General features: G+C 67.3%; 15 protein-coding genes. 10 read left to right on the plus strand and 5 right to left on the minus strand.

The features are described from left to right. Window positions 1-53: 53 nt before the first annotated feature. Complete coding sequence (gene pgm, locus QF036_RS02855) at window positions 54-1715, minus strand: phosphoglucomutase (alpha-D-glucose-1,6-bisphosphate-dependent) (protein WP_307099057.1); 1662 nt, start codon at window positions 1713-1715, stop codon at window positions 54-56. Window positions 1716-2212: 497 nt separating this feature from the next. Between pgm and QF036_RS02860 the strand changes: the two genes are divergently transcribed. Continuing rightward, complete coding sequence (locus QF036_RS02860) at window positions 2213-2935, plus strand: NERD domain-containing protein (protein ID WP_307099058.1); 723 nt, start codon at window positions 2213-2215, stop codon at window positions 2933-2935. Window positions 2936-3021: 86 nt separating this feature from the next. Then, window positions 3022-3570, plus strand: coding sequence for a DUF4190 domain-containing protein (locus tag QF036_RS02865; RefSeq protein WP_307099060.1), 549 nt, complete (start codon window positions 3022-3024; stop codon window positions 3568-3570). A 17-nt stretch (window positions 3571-3587) separates the two neighbouring features. On the opposite strand, the gene QF036_RS02870 is transcribed toward QF036_RS02865, so the two are convergent. After that, on the minus strand, window positions 3588-5018 hold the full coding sequence (locus QF036_RS02870) for an amidase (RefSeq protein ID WP_307105739.1): 1431 nt from the start codon (window positions 5016-5018) through the stop codon (window positions 3588-3590). Between the two features lie 139 nt (window positions 5019-5157). On the opposite strand from QF036_RS02870, the gene QF036_RS02875 reads away from it, so the two are divergent. The 3 genes from QF036_RS02875 (at window position 5158) to QF036_RS02885 (ending at window position 6829) form a co-directional block, all read left to right on the plus strand. Further along, entirely contained in the window at window positions 5158-5484 is a 327-nt protein-coding gene (locus QF036_RS02875) for a rhodanese-like domain-containing protein (protein WP_307099062.1), read from the plus strand. A 47-nt stretch (window positions 5485-5531) separates the two neighbouring features. Continuing rightward, complete coding sequence (gene pheA / locus QF036_RS02880; protein WP_307099064.1) at window positions 5532-6512, plus strand: prephenate dehydratase; 981 nt, start codon at window positions 5532-5534, stop codon at window positions 6510-6512. A gap of 92 nt (window positions 6513-6604) precedes the next feature. Continuing rightward, a complete protein-coding gene (locus QF036_RS02885) occupies window positions 6605-6829 on the plus strand; it encodes a hypothetical protein (protein WP_307099066.1) in 225 nt (74 codons plus the stop codon). On the opposite strand, the gene QF036_RS02890 is transcribed toward QF036_RS02885, so the two are convergent. After that, window positions 6826-7881 (minus strand): diacylglycerol/lipid kinase family protein, encoded by a 1056-nt coding sequence (locus tag QF036_RS02890; protein ID WP_307099069.1) that lies wholly within the window; start codon window positions 7879-7881, stop codon window positions 6826-6828. The genes QF036_RS02885 and QF036_RS02890 overlap by 4 nt on opposite strands. A gap of 55 nt (window positions 7882-7936) precedes the next feature. On the opposite strand from QF036_RS02890, the gene serS reads away from it, so the two are divergent. Beyond that, entirely contained in the window at window positions 7937-9217 is a 1281-nt protein-coding gene (gene serS / locus QF036_RS02895) for a serine--tRNA ligase (protein ID WP_307099072.1), read from the plus strand. Between the two features lie 125 nt (window positions 9218-9342). Continuing rightward, window positions 9343-10188, plus strand: a complete 846-nt coding sequence (locus QF036_RS02900) for an HAD family hydrolase (RefSeq protein WP_307099074.1) — start codon at window positions 9343-9345, stop codon at window positions 10186-10188. A 9-nt stretch (window positions 10189-10197) separates the two neighbouring features. On the opposite strand, the gene QF036_RS02905 is transcribed toward QF036_RS02900, so the two are convergent. Then, window positions 10198-10797, minus strand: coding sequence for a hypothetical protein (locus QF036_RS02905; RefSeq protein ID WP_307099076.1), 600 nt, complete (start codon window positions 10795-10797; stop codon window positions 10198-10200). 230 nt (window positions 10798-11027) lie between these two features. Next, on the minus strand, window positions 11028-11516 hold the full coding sequence (locus tag QF036_RS02910; RefSeq protein ID WP_307099078.1) for an inorganic diphosphatase: 489 nt from the start codon (window positions 11514-11516) through the stop codon (window positions 11028-11030). 154 nt (window positions 11517-11670) lie between these two features. Between QF036_RS02910 and dacB the strand changes: the two genes are divergently transcribed. The 3 genes from dacB to tilS all read left to right on the plus strand — a co-directional run bounded on the left by dacB (window position 11671) and on the right by tilS (window position 15596). Further along, window positions 11671-13191 (plus strand): D-alanyl-D-alanine carboxypeptidase/D-alanyl-D-alanine endopeptidase, encoded by a 1521-nt coding sequence (gene dacB / locus QF036_RS02915; protein ID WP_307099080.1) that lies wholly within the window; start codon window positions 11671-11673, stop codon window positions 13189-13191. A gap of 92 nt (window positions 13192-13283) precedes the next feature. Further along, complete coding sequence (locus QF036_RS02920; protein ID WP_307099081.1) at window positions 13284-14402, plus strand: zinc-dependent metalloprotease; 1119 nt, start codon at window positions 13284-13286, stop codon at window positions 14400-14402. A gap of 144 nt (window positions 14403-14546) precedes the next feature. After that, window positions 14547-15596: a tRNA lysidine(34) synthetase TilS gene (gene tilS, locus QF036_RS02925; protein ID WP_307099083.1), complete on the plus strand. Its 1050-nt coding sequence runs from the start codon at window positions 14547-14549 to the stop codon at window positions 15594-15596. Window position 15597: the final 1 nt, after the last annotated feature.

Below are 15597 nucleotides of genomic sequence, written 5' to 3' on the forward strand. Positions count from 1 at the left end.
ACGGCCATAGCCGTCCGGCGCTTTCTGGTTCCTGGCGGGGGCCGGCTGGATCCCTACGAAATGACCCCGTCCACCAGCGCCTTCGCTTCGGCCTGGACCTGCTTGAGGTGGTCGGCGCCCTTGAAGGACTCCGCGTAGATCTTGTAGACGTCCTCGGTGCCGGAGGGGCGGGCCGCGAACCACGCGTTCTCGGTAACCACCTTGAGGCCGCCGATGGAGGCGCCGTTGCCCGGCGCCTTGGTCAGCTTCGCGGTGATCGTCTCGCCGGCCAGCTCAGTGGCAGTGACGTCCTCCGGGGACAGCTTGCCCAGCGCCGCCTTTTGGTCCCGGGTGGCGGCGGCGTCGATCCGTGCATAGACAGGAGCGCCGAACTGGTCGGTGAGGCCCTTGTAGAGCTGGGACGGCGATTTGCCGGTGACTGCAGTGATCTCCGAGGCCAGCAGTGCCAGCAGGATGCCGTCCTTGTCCGTGGTCCAGACGCTGCCGTCGCGCTTGTTGAAGGAGGCGCCTGCCGATTCCTCGCCGCCGAAAGCACCTTCGCCGGAGAGCAGGCCGGGAACAAACCACTTGAAGCCCACCGGCACCTCCACAAGCTTGCGGCCCAGGCCGCCCGCCACGCGGTCGATGATCGAGGAGGACACGAGGGTCTTGCCCACGACGGAGTTCGGGTTCCAGCCGCTGCGGTTGCGGTACAGATAGTCGATGGCCACCGCAAGGTAATGATTGGGGTTCATCAGGCCGCCGTCGGGGGTAACGATGCCGTGCCGGTCGGCGTCGGCGTCGTTCCCGGTGGCGACGTCGTAGGCGGCGGACCCGTCCGCACCAACAGCCATCCGGTTGATGAGCGAGGCCATGGCTGACGGGGAAGAGCAGTCCATCCGGATCTTCTCGTCCCAGTCCAGGGTCATGAAGGCCCACTGCGGGTCCACCGTGGGGTTGACCACCGTGAGGTTCAGCTGGTGGCGTTCGCCAATCTCACCCCAGTAGTCCACGGACGCGCCGCCCATGGGGTCGGCGCCGATCCGGACACCGGCGTCCCGGATGGCGTCCAGGTTCAGGACAGAGGGCAGATCGTCCACGTAGCTGCTCAGGAAGTCGAACTTTCCGGTGGTTTCGGCCTCGAGGGCCTGGGCCAGCGGAATCCGCTTCACGCCGCGGAGCCCGTTTTCCAGCAGTTCGTTGGCCCGGTTGGCGATCCAGCCCGTCGCGTCGGTGTCGGCCGGGCCGCCGTGCGGAGGGTTGTACTTGAAGCCGCCGTCAGCCGGCGGGTTGTGGCTGGGGGTAACTACAATGCCGTCAGCCTGCGGGGCTCCGGCCGGGGCGTTGCGGTTGTACGTGAGGATTGCGTGGCTCAGTGCCGGGGTGGGGGTGTAGCCGTGCCGCGCGTCGATGAGCACGTTCACGCCGTTTGCTGCCAGCACCTCAAGGGCGGAGTTCTGCGCCGGTTCGCTCAGCCCGTGGGTGTCCTTGGCCAGGAACAGCGGGCCGGTGATGCCCTGTCCGGCGCGGTATTCCACGATCGCCTGCGTGATCGCCACGATATGCGCTTCATTGAAGGACGCTTTCAGGCTTGATCCGCGGTGCCCGGAGGTTCCGAAGGCCACGCGCTGGCCGGGATCCCCCAAGTCAGGTTTGACGTCGTAATACGCGTCGAGCAGTGCGGTCAGGTCGACAAGGTCTTGGGGTTGGGCAACTGTGCCCGCTCGGCTAGCCATGGCACCAGCATGCCAGACGACGGCGAAGGGCGACACGGAGTGTCCGGAATCCGGCCCCTGTGACGCAGAATGTCATCAATTTTCCGTGCTACTTGCATTTATCCGGGATAAAAAACTGAGTAGTGCCGGAAAAGTACTTATATACCCGCCACTAAGGGGCTGTTACGTTCAAACGGCAAGGACCTGCCCGGTGTGAAGTACGACGCCGGGCGTCCGGACCAGCGGAAACGTCCGGGAAGCCTGTGGCTGAGTTTCAACCGTGCCCCCCCGCGGCGGAAAATTCGGCCCGGTTTCAGCCGATAATTTGACCGGCTTTTCGGGCCGGGTCATTTATGGCCGGGTGATTTGGTTCGGTTGAATTGGTCCGATATTTGGAAGACGAGCGAGTAATGCAGAGGTGAACAATGGGGCCCGGAGATGCAGCATTCGAACGGACGAGGCTAGCCTCTGAACGGATTGCTGCTGGCTCCGTCAGTGCGGAGCAAAGCAGTCATCTTGTGGCCGAAAGGCTTGCCCAGCTGGGGCCTTACGGCTGGTTCCTCCTTCACGACGTCCATTGGCCCGGCCGCCCTCTGGCCCGGCTGGAGCATGTCCTGGTGGGACCCGGCGGTGTGGTGGTGGTCAGTGCCAAGAACTGGTCCGGCCACGTCGACGTCGCTGATGGCATCCTTCGGCAGAACGGTCATGACCGGTTCCCTGCGGTGGAGACGGCGCTGGCGCAGGCCGCCGCGGTGGCTGCAGTCCTGCCGGCGCCGCGGCGGAGGCTGGTCCGCTCGCTGATCTGCCTGACGGCCCAGCCCGAATTGCACGGCACCACCGGATCGGGCATCGAGGTGCGGGGGATAGATTGCATCGCGGCCGCCGTGACCGACCTGCCGGACGTGCTGGATGCCCCTTCGGTGCTGTTGCTCTACGCACAGCTTGGGCAGCTCCTCACCCGTCCGCAGGTGCCGGAGGCCGGCACCGTCGGGAATCTGTACCGCCCCGATACACGTCGCGCGGATACACACCGGCCGGAATCGTACCGGGCTGCGCTCCGGCGCCCGGTCCACAACTACACCGTCCACAGCCGTCCCCTTCCACCGAACTACCTGTACGGCCGGGACCAACGTCCGGGCACGGTGCTGCGCGTCCTGGGAAGGTCGCTCGTCGCGGGCCTCGTTTCCGCGGCGTTGCTGGCGCCGCCCCTGTGGCTGTTGTGGGAGCTGCTGCCCAAGTGAGCCGGCCGCCCGTGCCTTGCCGTGCCCGAGCCATTGCCGTGGTGGCGGCGGTAATGTTCTGTTGAGGACCATGTGAGGGGATTTCCATGACAGAGCAGCGTCCCGGATCCGGCGACGAGCCGGCACCGGACACCCACCACCAGTCGTCGTACGGCAAACAGGGCCCGGACATCCCAGCCCCGCCACTGTATGATCCGCCGCAATACAACCCGCCGCCGTACACCCCGCCTGGCCAGCAGTATGGCGGGCAGTACGGCGACGCCAGCCAGCAGTACAGCCAGCCGGCCAGCCCCTACGCCCAGCAGTACGGCTACCAGTACGGCCAGCAATACAATCAGGCGTATGCCAGCCCGTACGGCCAGCCGTCCTACTACGGCGCAGCACCCCAGCCGAAGGGCCTGAGCATTGCCAGCCTCTGCTGCGGCATTGCCGTCTACCTGGGCTTCGGATTCTTCATCCTGCCGCAGCTGGCCGCCGTGATCCTGGGCCACCTGGCGCTGCGCCGTGAACCGTCAGGCCGCGGCTTCGCCATCGCCGGCCTGGTGATGGGGTACCTTGGCCTGGCCCTGACCATCCTCGCGATCGTGGGACTCACCATCCTGGCAAGCGTCGCCAGCACGTCCAGCACCATCTGACCGGCCTGTACTCCAACCTAAAACCCCAGCTGGGCTGCCACCTGCAGGAGCAGTGCCTCTGATCCGGGCCGCCCAATCAGCTGGATGCCCATCGGCAGCCCCGCCCCGGGGCTGCCGCCGGTCCAGTGCACGGGAATGCTGACGGCCGGCAGGCCGCACACATTGACCATGGACGACCATGGTGCGAACTCGCATTGCCTCCGGTAGTCGCCGTCGGCGTCGCCTGCCCATTCGGGGGACGGCCACCTGCCGTCCCCGTGGTCCGACCCGGTGAACCAGCCCACGGGACGCGGTGTCTGGGCCAGCGCCGGCGTCAGGACCAGGTCCCAGGCCGAATACTGTGCAAGCGTGTCGCGCTCAAATTGCCGCAGGAACGCGAGGCATTCATTGAGTTTGGCGGCGCTCCGCTGCTGTGCGCGCCGCCGGAAGGTGCGCGTCAGCGGCGTCAGCAGGGCCTCGCGGTGCGGTGCGATCCGGGCCGCGCCCACGCCTGCTGTCCAGGCGGTGGTGAACGCGTCGGGGTATCGGTTGTCGTACCGGATCTCAGCCTCGGCGACATGGTGCCCAGCCCCGGTGAGTAGTCGGATGCCGGCGTCCAGCGCGTCCAGTGCCTCCGGATCCGGGGTGAACGGGAAGATCCCGCCCCACGGGCTGTCCAGGCTGACACCAATCCGCAGCGAAGCAGGCGCCCGGCTGACAGCATCCAGGTAGCCCGCTCCGTCCGGCATTCCCGGGCCGGCGGGGGCCAAGACATCGAGCAGCAGTGCGGCGTCGGCCGCCGAGCGCGCCACCGGCCCGGCCACCACCAGTCCGGCGGGATCCCCGCTGCTTTCACCCGCCGGGACCACGCCCCTGCCGGGCTTCAGGCCCAGCAAGCCGCATGCTGCCGCCGGTATCCGGATCGACCCGCCGCCGTCGGTCCCGGGCGCGAACGTTACCAGCCCTGCCGCCACGGCGGCGGCGCTGCCGCCGGAGGAACCACCCGAACTCCTGCTCAGGGCGTACGGATTACGCGACGGCGGTGCGATGCGGTTTTCGCTGTAGGCCGTCAGCCCGAATTCGGGTACCTGCGTCTTGCCGAGGGAGATGGCACCGGCGCCCCTGACCGCTGCCGCGAGGGCGCCGTCGGCCGGTGCGGGACGGCGGTCCAGCGCAGCGCTGCCGTGGGTGGTAACCACGCCGGCAACATCGGTGAGGTCCTTGAACGCCACCGGCATCCCGTGCAGCGGCGGCAGCGGCTGGTCCGGACGACGCCGGGCGAACAGGGCGTCTGCTGCGGCGGCCTCGGCCATCGCCCTCGGCCCGGTGACGGTGATAAAGGCGCCCAGCCTGGGGTTCGATTCCTCGATCCGCGCGAGGAAATGCGCGGTGACTTCGCGGGCCGAGACTTCTCCGGAACGCAGCGCTGCCCTCAGCTGCACGGCCGGCAGGCGGTGGATGTCGGCCAGGCGGGGTGGGGCGGACACTGTGCTCCTTTGCGGCGGCTCGCGGGCTTCGGACCAGCGTAACCTGTGCCGGCCGAAGGGCGCGGGTGCTGCGCTGGCGATACGCTGGAACTGAGAGCTTGAGGCCAAGGAGAGGACTCCCATGAGCGACTTCGATACCGTCACCATCAAGGACGTCCCCGCAGACGCCACCATCCTGGACGTGCGGGAGGACTATGAATGGGCAGCAGGTCACGCCGAAGGGGCCCTGCACATCCCCATGGACCAGTTGCCTCGGCGCCTGGATGACCTCGACCCGGACGAAGACCTGTATGTCATCTGCCGGACCGGCGGGCGTTCCTTCCGGGCAGCCCAGTGGCTGGTGGGCCAGGGCTACTCCGCGGTGAACGTGGCCGGCGGCATGGACCAGTGGCTCGAGTCCGGCAAACCGCTGGTTTCCGACAACGGCCTCAAACCCGTGATTCTGTAGCAGCAGCACCACCTGCCTGCCCTTCCCATACGCGCAAAGGAATATCCATGCCCTCCGCCCGCCGCACCTACACCTTCCTCGGCCCCGAGGGCACGTTTACGGAGGCGGCGCTCCTGCAGGTTCCGGACGCTGCCGAGTCCGTTCGCATCCCCTCCTCCAACGTCAACGCCGCGCTGGACAGGGTGCGGGACGGATCAGCCGACGCGGCGATGGTGCCGATCGAAAACTCGGTGGAGGGCGGTGTCACGGCCACCCTGGATTCCATTGCAACGGGACAGGAACTGAGGATCATCCGCGAGGCCCTCGTGCCCATCAGCTTCGTGCTGGTGGCGCGGGCCGGCGTCGAGCTTTCCCAGATCCGCCGGATATCCACGCACGGGCACGCCTGGGCGCAGTGCCGCTTGTGGGTCGACGAGCATATTCCCGGCGCAGAATACATTCCCGGGTCGTCCACTGCTGCTGCTGCCATGGGCTTGCTGGAGGATGACGCGCACTACGACGCCGCGATCTGCGCGCCGATAGTCGCCGCGGAACAGCCGGCTCTGCATGTGCTGGCCGAGAACATCGGTGACAACCCCGGCGCCGTGACCCGGTTTATCCTGGTCAGCCGTCCGGGCCTCCTGCCGGCCCGGACCGGCGCGGACAAGACAACGGTCGTGGTGCCCCTTCCCGAGGACCGGCCGGGCGCCCTGATGGAAATTCTGGACCAGTTCGCCACCCGTGGCGTGAACCTGAGCCGCATCGAGTCCCGGCCCACCGGGCAGTATCTGGGGCACTACTTCTTCAGCATCGACGCCGATGGCCACGTCGGCGATGCACGGGTGGCCGACGCCCTCGCCGGCCTGCACCGCATCAGCCCCGCCACGCGGTTCCTTGGTTCGTACGGCCGTGCCGATGCGCAAGCTCCCGTGGTGCCGGAGCACACGTCCGACGAGGCATTCCAGGCAGCGCATGCATGGGTCAAGGGGATACTCGCCGGGGACTCCCTGGGCTCGGAGACACCGATGGAAGCTTCGCCGTCAGCGTAGATAAATGCCCCTCCGGGCACTTCCCTGCCCCTGTTGCTGTGCGTATGCTTGCATGATCAACAAAGGGATGGCCCCAACGAAAGGAGCGGGTCATGTCGGACAAGAATGATAATGACGGCCAGGGAATGATCGTCAATCCCAAGCCCACAGCTGAGAACCAGGACTGGGACGGGGACGAGGCCGACCGTGCGGACCGCCTGCGCTTCGAAGAGGAGCAGGCCATGATCCGCGAACAGTCCGAAGCCCGGGCAGCCGCCAAGGCCGCTGCCGAGGCGGCGGAGTCGGCCAAGCACGCCGGCTCAGCACAGTCCGCCTAGGGCGCTTCCCTGACCCGCACGAGCAGGGATCTCGGCTCCACCTGAACAGTCACCTTTGTGGCGTTACCGGAAGTATCGCCGTCGAGCTGGGTGGGCATGGGTTCGGGGCACTTGATGACCACCTTGCCGGAGCGGTACACGCTCATGACGGGCAGGTGCCGCTTGTGCTTGAGCAGGATCTTGGCGTACATCGCCAGCCAGCCCACGGCGCTGCGGGGGCTCATGACCACCACGTCCAGCATCCCGTCGTCGATCATGGCCTGCGGGATGAAGTCGATGCCGCCCGGAACCAGGCCGCAATTGGCAAACAGGATGCTGCGGATCTTCCTGGACTGGTCCGGCTGGTCATCCAGCGAGATGGCGACTTTTTTCCTGCGCCCGGGTAGGTGGCGGACCCCCGCTTCCGTGTAGGCGAGCCATCCGACCGCGCGCTTGAGGCCGTCGTTCGTGTCGCCCACCACCTCTGCGTCCATGCCGATGCCGGCGATGACGAGGAACGAGTGGCTGGAGGAGCGGCCGGTGAGCGAGTTCTCGATTTCCATCCGGGCTGTGTCAATGAACCGCTGGTGGCCGAAGAGCGCGGTCTGGATGCTGCCGTACAGATCGTAGACGTCCAGGTCCACGTTGCGGGCCAGCAGGTTGCCGGTGCCCAGGGGGACCAGGCCCATCGCCACTCCGGTGTGCGCCAGGGCCTCAGCCGCCACGCGCACCGTACCGTCGCCGCCGCCCACGAGGACGACGTCGGCCCCGTACTCCAGCGCCGCCCGGACCTGCGAGTGGCCCGGGTCCTCCGGTGTCGTTTCGAAAAACCGGGGCTCTTCCCAGCCGGCGGCCAGGCAGGCGCGCTGGATGGTTGCGCGGGCTTCGTCGGCCTTGGCTTTGATGGGGTTGAGGATGACGGCGACGCGCTGGCGTTCCAGGCCATGTTCGTGGGCCTCTTCCCGCACGGCGCTGCGGACGTGCAGGGCTTTCAGCCTGCGCACACCCCACCAGCTGGAGACGGCGAAAGCCAGGGCTACAGCGATCAGGACGTAAAGAAGCAGGTCGCTCATGGTGCTCCAACACTATCCCGCCCGGAGTGTCCCGCAGATTCGATACCCTTGTCTGGTGATCGACGTAAAAGACCTCAGCGAAAATCCGGACAAGTTCCGCGCCAGCCAGCGCGCCCGCGGTGCGGACGAAACCCTGGTGGACGCGATCATCGACGCAGACGCGGCGCGCCGCGCAGCACTGATCAGCTTCGAAAACCTCCGCGCCGAACAGAATGCTTTCGGCAAGAAGGTGGCGCAGGCCAAGGGCGAGGAAAAACAGTCGCTGCTCGCGGAGGTCCGCGAACTCGCGGGCGCGGTGAAGGCTGCCTCCGCGGAGGCCGACGCAGCCCAGGCCAAGCAGGAAGAGCTGCTGCGCACCATCCCCAACCTCATTGAAGAAGGCGTTCCGTCAGGCGGCGAGGATGACTACGTTGTGGTCAAGACCGTGGGCACGCCGCGCGAATTCCCTGATTTCGAGCCCCGCGACCACCTCGAGATCGGCGAGCTCATCGGCGCGATCGACATGGAGCGCGGCGCCAAGGTCTCCGGGGCGCGCTTCTACTTCCTCCGCGGCGTGGGCGCCCGGCTGGAAATGGCGTTGCTGCAGATGGCCATGGAGCAGGCCATCGAGGCCGGCTTCATCCCCATGATCACCCCCACGCTCGTCCGCCCGGAGACCATGCAGGGCACCGGGTTCGATGTAAAGCACGACGCCGAGATCTACCGTCTCGCCGAAGACGACCTTTACCTGGTGGGCACCTCGGAGGTCCCCCTCGCCGGGTACCACGCAGACGAGATCCTGGACCTCTCCGCAGGCCCGATCCGTTTCGCCGGACAAAGCTCCTGCTACCGCCGCGAGGCCGGCTCGCACGGCAAGGACACCCGCGGGATCATCCGCGTCCACCAGTTCAACAAGGTGGAGATGTTCATTTACACCACGGTGGAAGAGGCTGCGGCCGAGCATGAGCGCCTGCTGGCTTGGGAAGAGCAGATGCTGGCCAAGTGCGAGCTTCCGTACCGCGTGATCGACACCGCCGCCGGCGACCTCGGCATGTCCGCGGCCCGGAAGTTCGACTGCGAAGCGTGGGTCCCCACACAGGGCGCCTACCGCGAGCTGACCTCCACGTCCAACTGCACCACGTTCCAGGCGCGCCGCCTCAACATCCGTGAGCGCGTGTTCACCGAGGACGGCAGCCCCAAGGGCACCCGTGCCGTGGCCACGCTCAATGGCACGCTGGCAACCACGCGCTGGATCGTTGCCCTGCTGGAGCACCACCAGAACGCTGACGGCTCGGTCAACGTGCCCGCGGCCCTGCAGAAGTACCTCGGCGGCCTCCAGGTTCTCCCGGTTCTCTAAGTCCGGTTCCGTCCAGCGGGTAAATACTCACACCGGGGACAACGTGTGAATATTTACCCGCTGTTAGCGCGCTGCTGTGCTCTGCGTCCTAGCTGGTGTCAGGGGCGTCTGCTCTACTAGAAAGCATGACTACACTGACTGAATCCTCAGCCGCCGGCATCGAAGACCGGCGAGAAGCACACCAAAAACTCATGATCGCCCTGGACGTGGACGGCACCCTCGTGGACCACGACGGCCACATGTCCGCTCCGGTCCGTGAGGCCGCACAGTCTGTGGTGGCGGCCGGGCACGAGGTGATGATCGCAACCGGGCGTTCACTCAACGCCACGCTCCCCATCATCGAACAGATCGGCCTGGACCGCGGTTACGCCGTCTGCTGCAACGGCGGCGTGACGCTGCGCCTGGACCCCGGGCTGCCCAGCGGCTACGACATCATCCACAAGGCCACCTTCGATCCGGGCCCGGCGCTCCGCGCGCTCCGAAAGCGCCTGCCGGCAGCAAAATACGCGCTGGAGGACGAGGACGGGAACTTCCTCTCCACCGAACGCTTCCAGGATGCGAGCTTCGGCGTCGAGGCCATCGGGGTGGACTTCCAGACCATGCTCGAGGCCACAGCGGTCCGCGTCGTGGTCTTCAGTGCGGAGAACACGCCGGAGGAGTTCAACGAAGCCATCGAGCACATCGGCCTCGCCGGTGTGACCTATTCGGTCGGCTGGACCGCGTGGCTGGACATCGCCGCTGCCGGCGTCACCAAGGCCAGTGCACTGGAGAACCTCCGCAGCCGCCTCGGCGTTGATCCAGCCGCCACGGTTGCCATCGGCGACGGCCGCAATGACATCGAAATGCTCGCCTGGGCTGGCCGCGGGGTGGCCATGGGGCAGGCTCCGGAGGAAGTGGTCGCCGCGGCGGACGAGGTCACCAAGTCGGTATACGACGACGGCGCCGCCCACGTGCTGCGCGGCCTCCTCTAGCGGGCGGGGCTAGCGCACGTCGAGAATCAGTGCGAGCAGCCTGGCCGCCGCCGGCCGGGCTGCGTGCTCCTCGTTCCACTGCGACCTCGCCACGGCCTTGCTGACAGCCTGGGAGGTTATGCCGAGTTCGGCGGCCACCGTCTTCTGCTGGCCGCGCACCCCGGGGGTCATCAGGTCAAGCACGCGCCACTCGGCCTCGCTCCTGTCCCGGACTATGTGGCCCAGCAGACGGAGCACGGACTCCGACTCGGCCGCCACGTCCGGCAGGGGACCCTCCACGGCCACCGGGATGCGCTCCTTGCTGTTGCGGAGGCGGTCCACGGCCCGGCGGGCGTAGATGAGGCCGTGCCCGCTGGCGTCCTTGATCTGGTTCGGCAGCGGCTCATTCACGGGACCCACGCCAATCCCCACATACCAGCTTCCGCAGCGGAGCGCGATCAGGGCGGCATCCACCGCCTGGTGCGGGCAATCCACGATTCCCTGCACCTCGTCCTCAACGGAGCGGTCAAAGTCCAGTCGCGCCGGGATATGCCGTAGATCCTTGAGGAGATGCGGGACCCGGTCGCCGTCGCGCCGGCTGTCTGTTTGATTGATAGTCAGCGTGAACATTGTGGAAATCAGACTACCCGGTGCCCACGCCGAGGCAAGCTGGGAGCCGACGGCACGTTACGGATCTCACGCTGAACGCGAACGGACACTTCAGCCCGCCAGTTCGCGCGTTAAAGAACGACGGCGGCCGGTGCGGTTCGTGAGGAACCGCACCGGCCGCCGGCAGTAGGTGGGCCCACATCGCCAGGGTTCCCTGGCCGAGCGGAGCGAGGCTAGGGAGGCGGTGGGGATTAGTGCGCTGCGGGCACGTAACGCTTGATCGAAGCCTCAAGTTCGGCTTCGGCAGCAGCGCGGTCGGCCCAGCCTTCGGCCTTGACCCACTTGCCGGGCTCCAGGTCCTTGTAACGGGTGAAGAAGTGCTCGATTTCCTTGATCAGGAATTCGTTGACGTCGCTGACTTCCTGGATGTGGTCGAACCGCGGGTCGGCCGGAACGCAGAGGACCTTGGCGTCGCCGCCGCCGTCGTCGGTCATGTTGAAGACGCCGATCGGGCGGGCTTCGACGATGACGCCCGGGATCAGATCGAAATCCTGCAGGAGCACCAGTGCGTCCAGCGGGTCACCGTCTTCGCCGAGGGTGTTCTCGAAGAAGCCGTAGTGGGTGGGGTACTGCATGGAAGTGAAGAGGACACGGTCCAGGCGGACTCGGCCGGTCTCATGGTCGACTTCGTACTTGACGCGCGATCCCTTGGGGATCTCGATGGTCACGTCATGCTTCATGGAATGCTCCTCGACGATTGCTTGGTGTTCGCGGCACACGCGATGATCAACCAAAAATGGACTGTCGGTGCCGCCGACTACTATTGAGGATATAGCGAGAGGCCCAGGTTTCAGGAACTAATGGGGTAATTTCAGGACTTTGAGGACCAGCAGCATGAGCGGCACCAGGAGCACGGCGAGTGGCCGCGGCAGGCTTTCCAGCATGATCCGGAGCTGGCCCACCGTCCTGCTCACAGTGCTCCTCCTGGCGCTGGCCCTTCCCTCCGGGATGCTCATTGCCCCCGCGCTGACCGGACCGGCCCGGTCCACTGCCGAACCCGCCCAGACCCCGGCCTGGCAACTGGTCCCGGAACGACTGTCCGTCCCGCAGGGCATCGATCCGCTCAGCAACGCCGCACCGGTGCCGGTTCCCGCCAAGGTGGCGGCCCGGCTCGACCCCGTCCTCAAGACCGACGGCGGCGGCTCCTTCACAGCCGTGGTCCAGGACGCCGCCAGCGGCAAGGTCCTGTATGACCGCGAAGGTGCCGCCAGCAGGATTCCGGCCTCCAACATGAAGCTCCTCACCGCCGTGGCCGCGCTGCGGGGGATCGGCCCCGAGGAACGTTTCAGCATCAGGGTCCTCGCCGGGCCGGCGACCGAAACGCCGGGAGCAACTCCGGGAGCAGCCCCGGCGGCTGCAACCAGGTCCGTCGTGCTGGTGGGCGGCGGCGACGTCCTGCTCGGCGCCGGCTACTCCGCCGAATCCAAGGTCCTTGGCCATGCCGGGCTTGCCACGCTGGCCAAGCAGACTGTGGAGTCACTGCGGAAAGCCGGCTTCAAGGGGCAGGTCCAGGTGCTTGTGGATGATTCCCTTTTCACCGGTCCGGCGCTGAATCCGGCCTGGAGCCCGGATGACGTTGCGGCCGGCGAGATGGCCCCGCTGTTTCCGCTGGCCCTGAACTCGGCGCGGTTTGATCCCGCAGACACCACGGCTCCCCGGCCCCAGGACTCCGCCATCGCCTCGGGCGAGGCATTCGCTGCCGGGCTCAAGGCGGCAGGTGCCGCCACTGGCCTCACGGTGGCACCCGCCGTCGTACGTCTTGACGGAAAGCCGGCGGCCGACGCCAAAGTCCTCGCCGAGGTGCGGTCCGCGACGGTCAGCCAGCAGGTGGACCTCATGCTCCAGACCTCGGATAACTACCTCGCCGAAACCCTTGGCCGCATGACAGCTGTGGCGGGCGGCCAGCCCGGGACGAACGAGACGGCCAGGGCCGCCGTTCTTGAACAGCTCTCCGGGCTGGGAATCCCCACGGACGGGATGTTCGCCGCGGATGTGTCCGGACTGGCCCTGGCCAACCAGGTTTCCGCCCGCCAGTTCTCTGAGGTGGTTCGCGCCATCACCAACGGCAAGGACACCCGGCTCAGGGCTGCGCTGGCGGGGTTCCCCGTGGCGGGGCTGACGGGCACGCTCGGCGACAGATACATCGACGAGTCCACGGCCGAGGGCGCTGGCCTGGTACGGGCCAAAACGGGAACCCTGAACACTGTCATCGCACTTAGCGGGTACGTGGTGGACGCCGACGGCAGGCTCCTGGTGTTCTCCTTCATAGGCAACGGCCTGGCGCCGGGAGCCGACGGCAACAAGCCGGCCCTGGACACAGCGGCCACGGCGCTGGCCGGCTGCGGCTGCAGTTAGGCGTGTCTTATGCCTCCGGTGCAGCGGAGTGCCGGTTCGCCGGTCAGCGAACTTAAGGCGCGCTGCAAGGCACGTATGTTCTGATGGAGCGTATGGAGTCCACTGCAAGCCAGTCATCCGCCCCTGCCCAGGCCCTCATCAACTGGGACCTTGCCGCGTCCACAGCAGCACGGCTGGCTCCGCCCGGGCCGTCGCTGACCGCCGCCGAGATCGGGGACGCCGTCTCCCAGCTGCGGGAGCTGGCAGATGCCTCCGTTTCGCACGTCCACCAGATCACCGGGCTGGAAGCCGCGCGGGACCTCCGTGACTCGTCCGTCCTCGTTGTGGACCGTGCCTCGTGGGCGAAGGCCAACACGCAGAGCTTCGCGGTGATGCTGAAGCCCGCCATCGAAAAGATGCTGGAGAACCGCCGCGGCACCGTCAGCCCCGGAGCCGCCACGGTCAGCGGCGCCATCACCGGCAGCCAGCTCGGCGCCGTGCTCGCGTTCCTCTCCAGCAAGGTGCTGGGCCAGTATGATCCCTTTGCCGCGCTCGCCGAAGGGTCGCAGGCGCCGTCGGGCGGCCGCCTGCTGCTTGTCGCGCCCAACATCATCGCCGTCGAGCGCGAGCTGAATGTGGACCCCACGGATTTCCGGCTTTGGGTGTGCCTGCACGAGCAGACGCACCGGGTGCAGTTCGCTGCGGCACCGTGGCTCCGGCACCACATGCTGAACGAGATCGACAACCTCAGCGGGCACCTGCTGGGCAACGTGGACTCCCTGATGGAACGTGCCTCGGCGGCCGCACGCTCGCTCAAGGACCGTGCCGCCTCCGGTTCCACTCCCGGCCGCGGCGCCATCCTCGATCTCCTGCAGGATCCCGAGGAGAAGGCCTCACTGTCCCACCTGACGGCGGTCATGAGCCTGCTCGAAGGCCACGCCAACGTGGTGATGGATGCCGTGGACGCCAGCATCGTCCCCTCCGTGAAGACCATCCGGCAGCGGTTCAACGCCCGCGGCAAGGACAGAGGTGTCATCGAGAAGTTCATCCGCAGCCTGCTGGGCCTGGACGCCAAGATGAAGCAGTACAGCGACGGCGCCAAGTTTGTCCGCGCCGTGGTGGATGTGGCCGGGATGGACGGCTTCAACCGCGTCTGGGAGGCTCCGGCGAACCTGCCCACCGAAGAGGAAATCCACAACGCCAGGATCTGGCTCGACAGGATGGGTTTCTAGGTTTTCGTGCAGCACCTCCCCAACACTCCAGGCGGCTCTGTCCGCGGCGGGCCTATTGCCAGCGGACCGGTTCCCAGCGGGCCTGTCCCCAGCGGAAGACGGCGGCCTGGCCGACTGGCGCCGGTCCTCGGCACAGCACGGAAAATGCTGCAGAATACGCTGGCCGAAGCCGGCTATCCCGAACGCGTCCTGGTGGCCTGCAGCGGCGGCCCGGACTCCCTGGCCCTGGCAGCTGTGGCCGCCTACTTTGCGCGCCGCGGCCACGTGGACGGCCGTCCCGTCACCGTGGGCGCCGTGGTTGTGGACCACCAGCTGCAGCCCGGATCCGCTGATGTTGCGGCGAGAACCGCTGAGACCCTCCGGGACCTGGGCCTGGACCCGGTGCAGATCCGCACTGTCGATGTCGCCTCCACCGGTTTCGGGCCGGAAGCTGCAGCCCGCGATGCGCGCCATGCCGCACTCGAGGCGGCGGCAAGGGAGTGGGAAGCCGGCGCCATCCTCCTGGGGCACACACTCGATGACCAGGCCGAGCAGGTGCTGCTGGGCCTGGCCCGCGGCTCAGGCACGCGGTCCCTCGCCGGGATGCGCCCTGCCCGGGGCAAGCTGCTCCGGCCGTTCCTGGGCCTGCGCAGGGTAGACACCCTGGAGATCTGCCGTGCAGAGGAACTCGATCCCTGGCACGACCCCAGCAACGCCGATCCTGCCTTCGCACGTTCGCGGACCAGGGTGGAGGTCATGCCGGTGCTGGAGGAAAAACTCGGTCCGGGTGTTGCCGAGTCCCTCGCGCGCACCGCCGCCATCCTGCAGCTGGATGCCGATTATCTGGAGGACGTGGCCAACAGCACCTACGAGTCGCTCGCCGAGCGCGACGGTCCGGACACCAGCCTCCCGGAGGCTGCCCTGACTGAGCTTGCCCCGGCCATCAGGTTCCGTGTGATCGCGAAGGCGGCTGCCGGCGTCGGCGGTCAACAGCCCAGCTTCCAGCGCCTTTTGGCGGCGGAAGCACTGCTGCGGCGGAAGGGCTCGGCCGGTCCGGTGGAACTGCCCGGCGGGGTAAGCGTGTACCGCCTCTCGCTTGCCGAGCTGCAGGACCGGGAGCGTGCCCAGGGGCTGAGCGGGACGGAAGGCGTTCCCCGCGAGGCCGCCCGCTGTGGGAAGCTTGTATTCCGGCTTCATAAACCGTCCCGCAAATAGT

The organism is Arthrobacter globiformis (assembly GCF_030817195.1).
GTDB classification, from domain to species: Bacteria; Actinomycetota; Actinomycetes; order Actinomycetales; family Micrococcaceae; genus Arthrobacter; species Arthrobacter globiformis_D.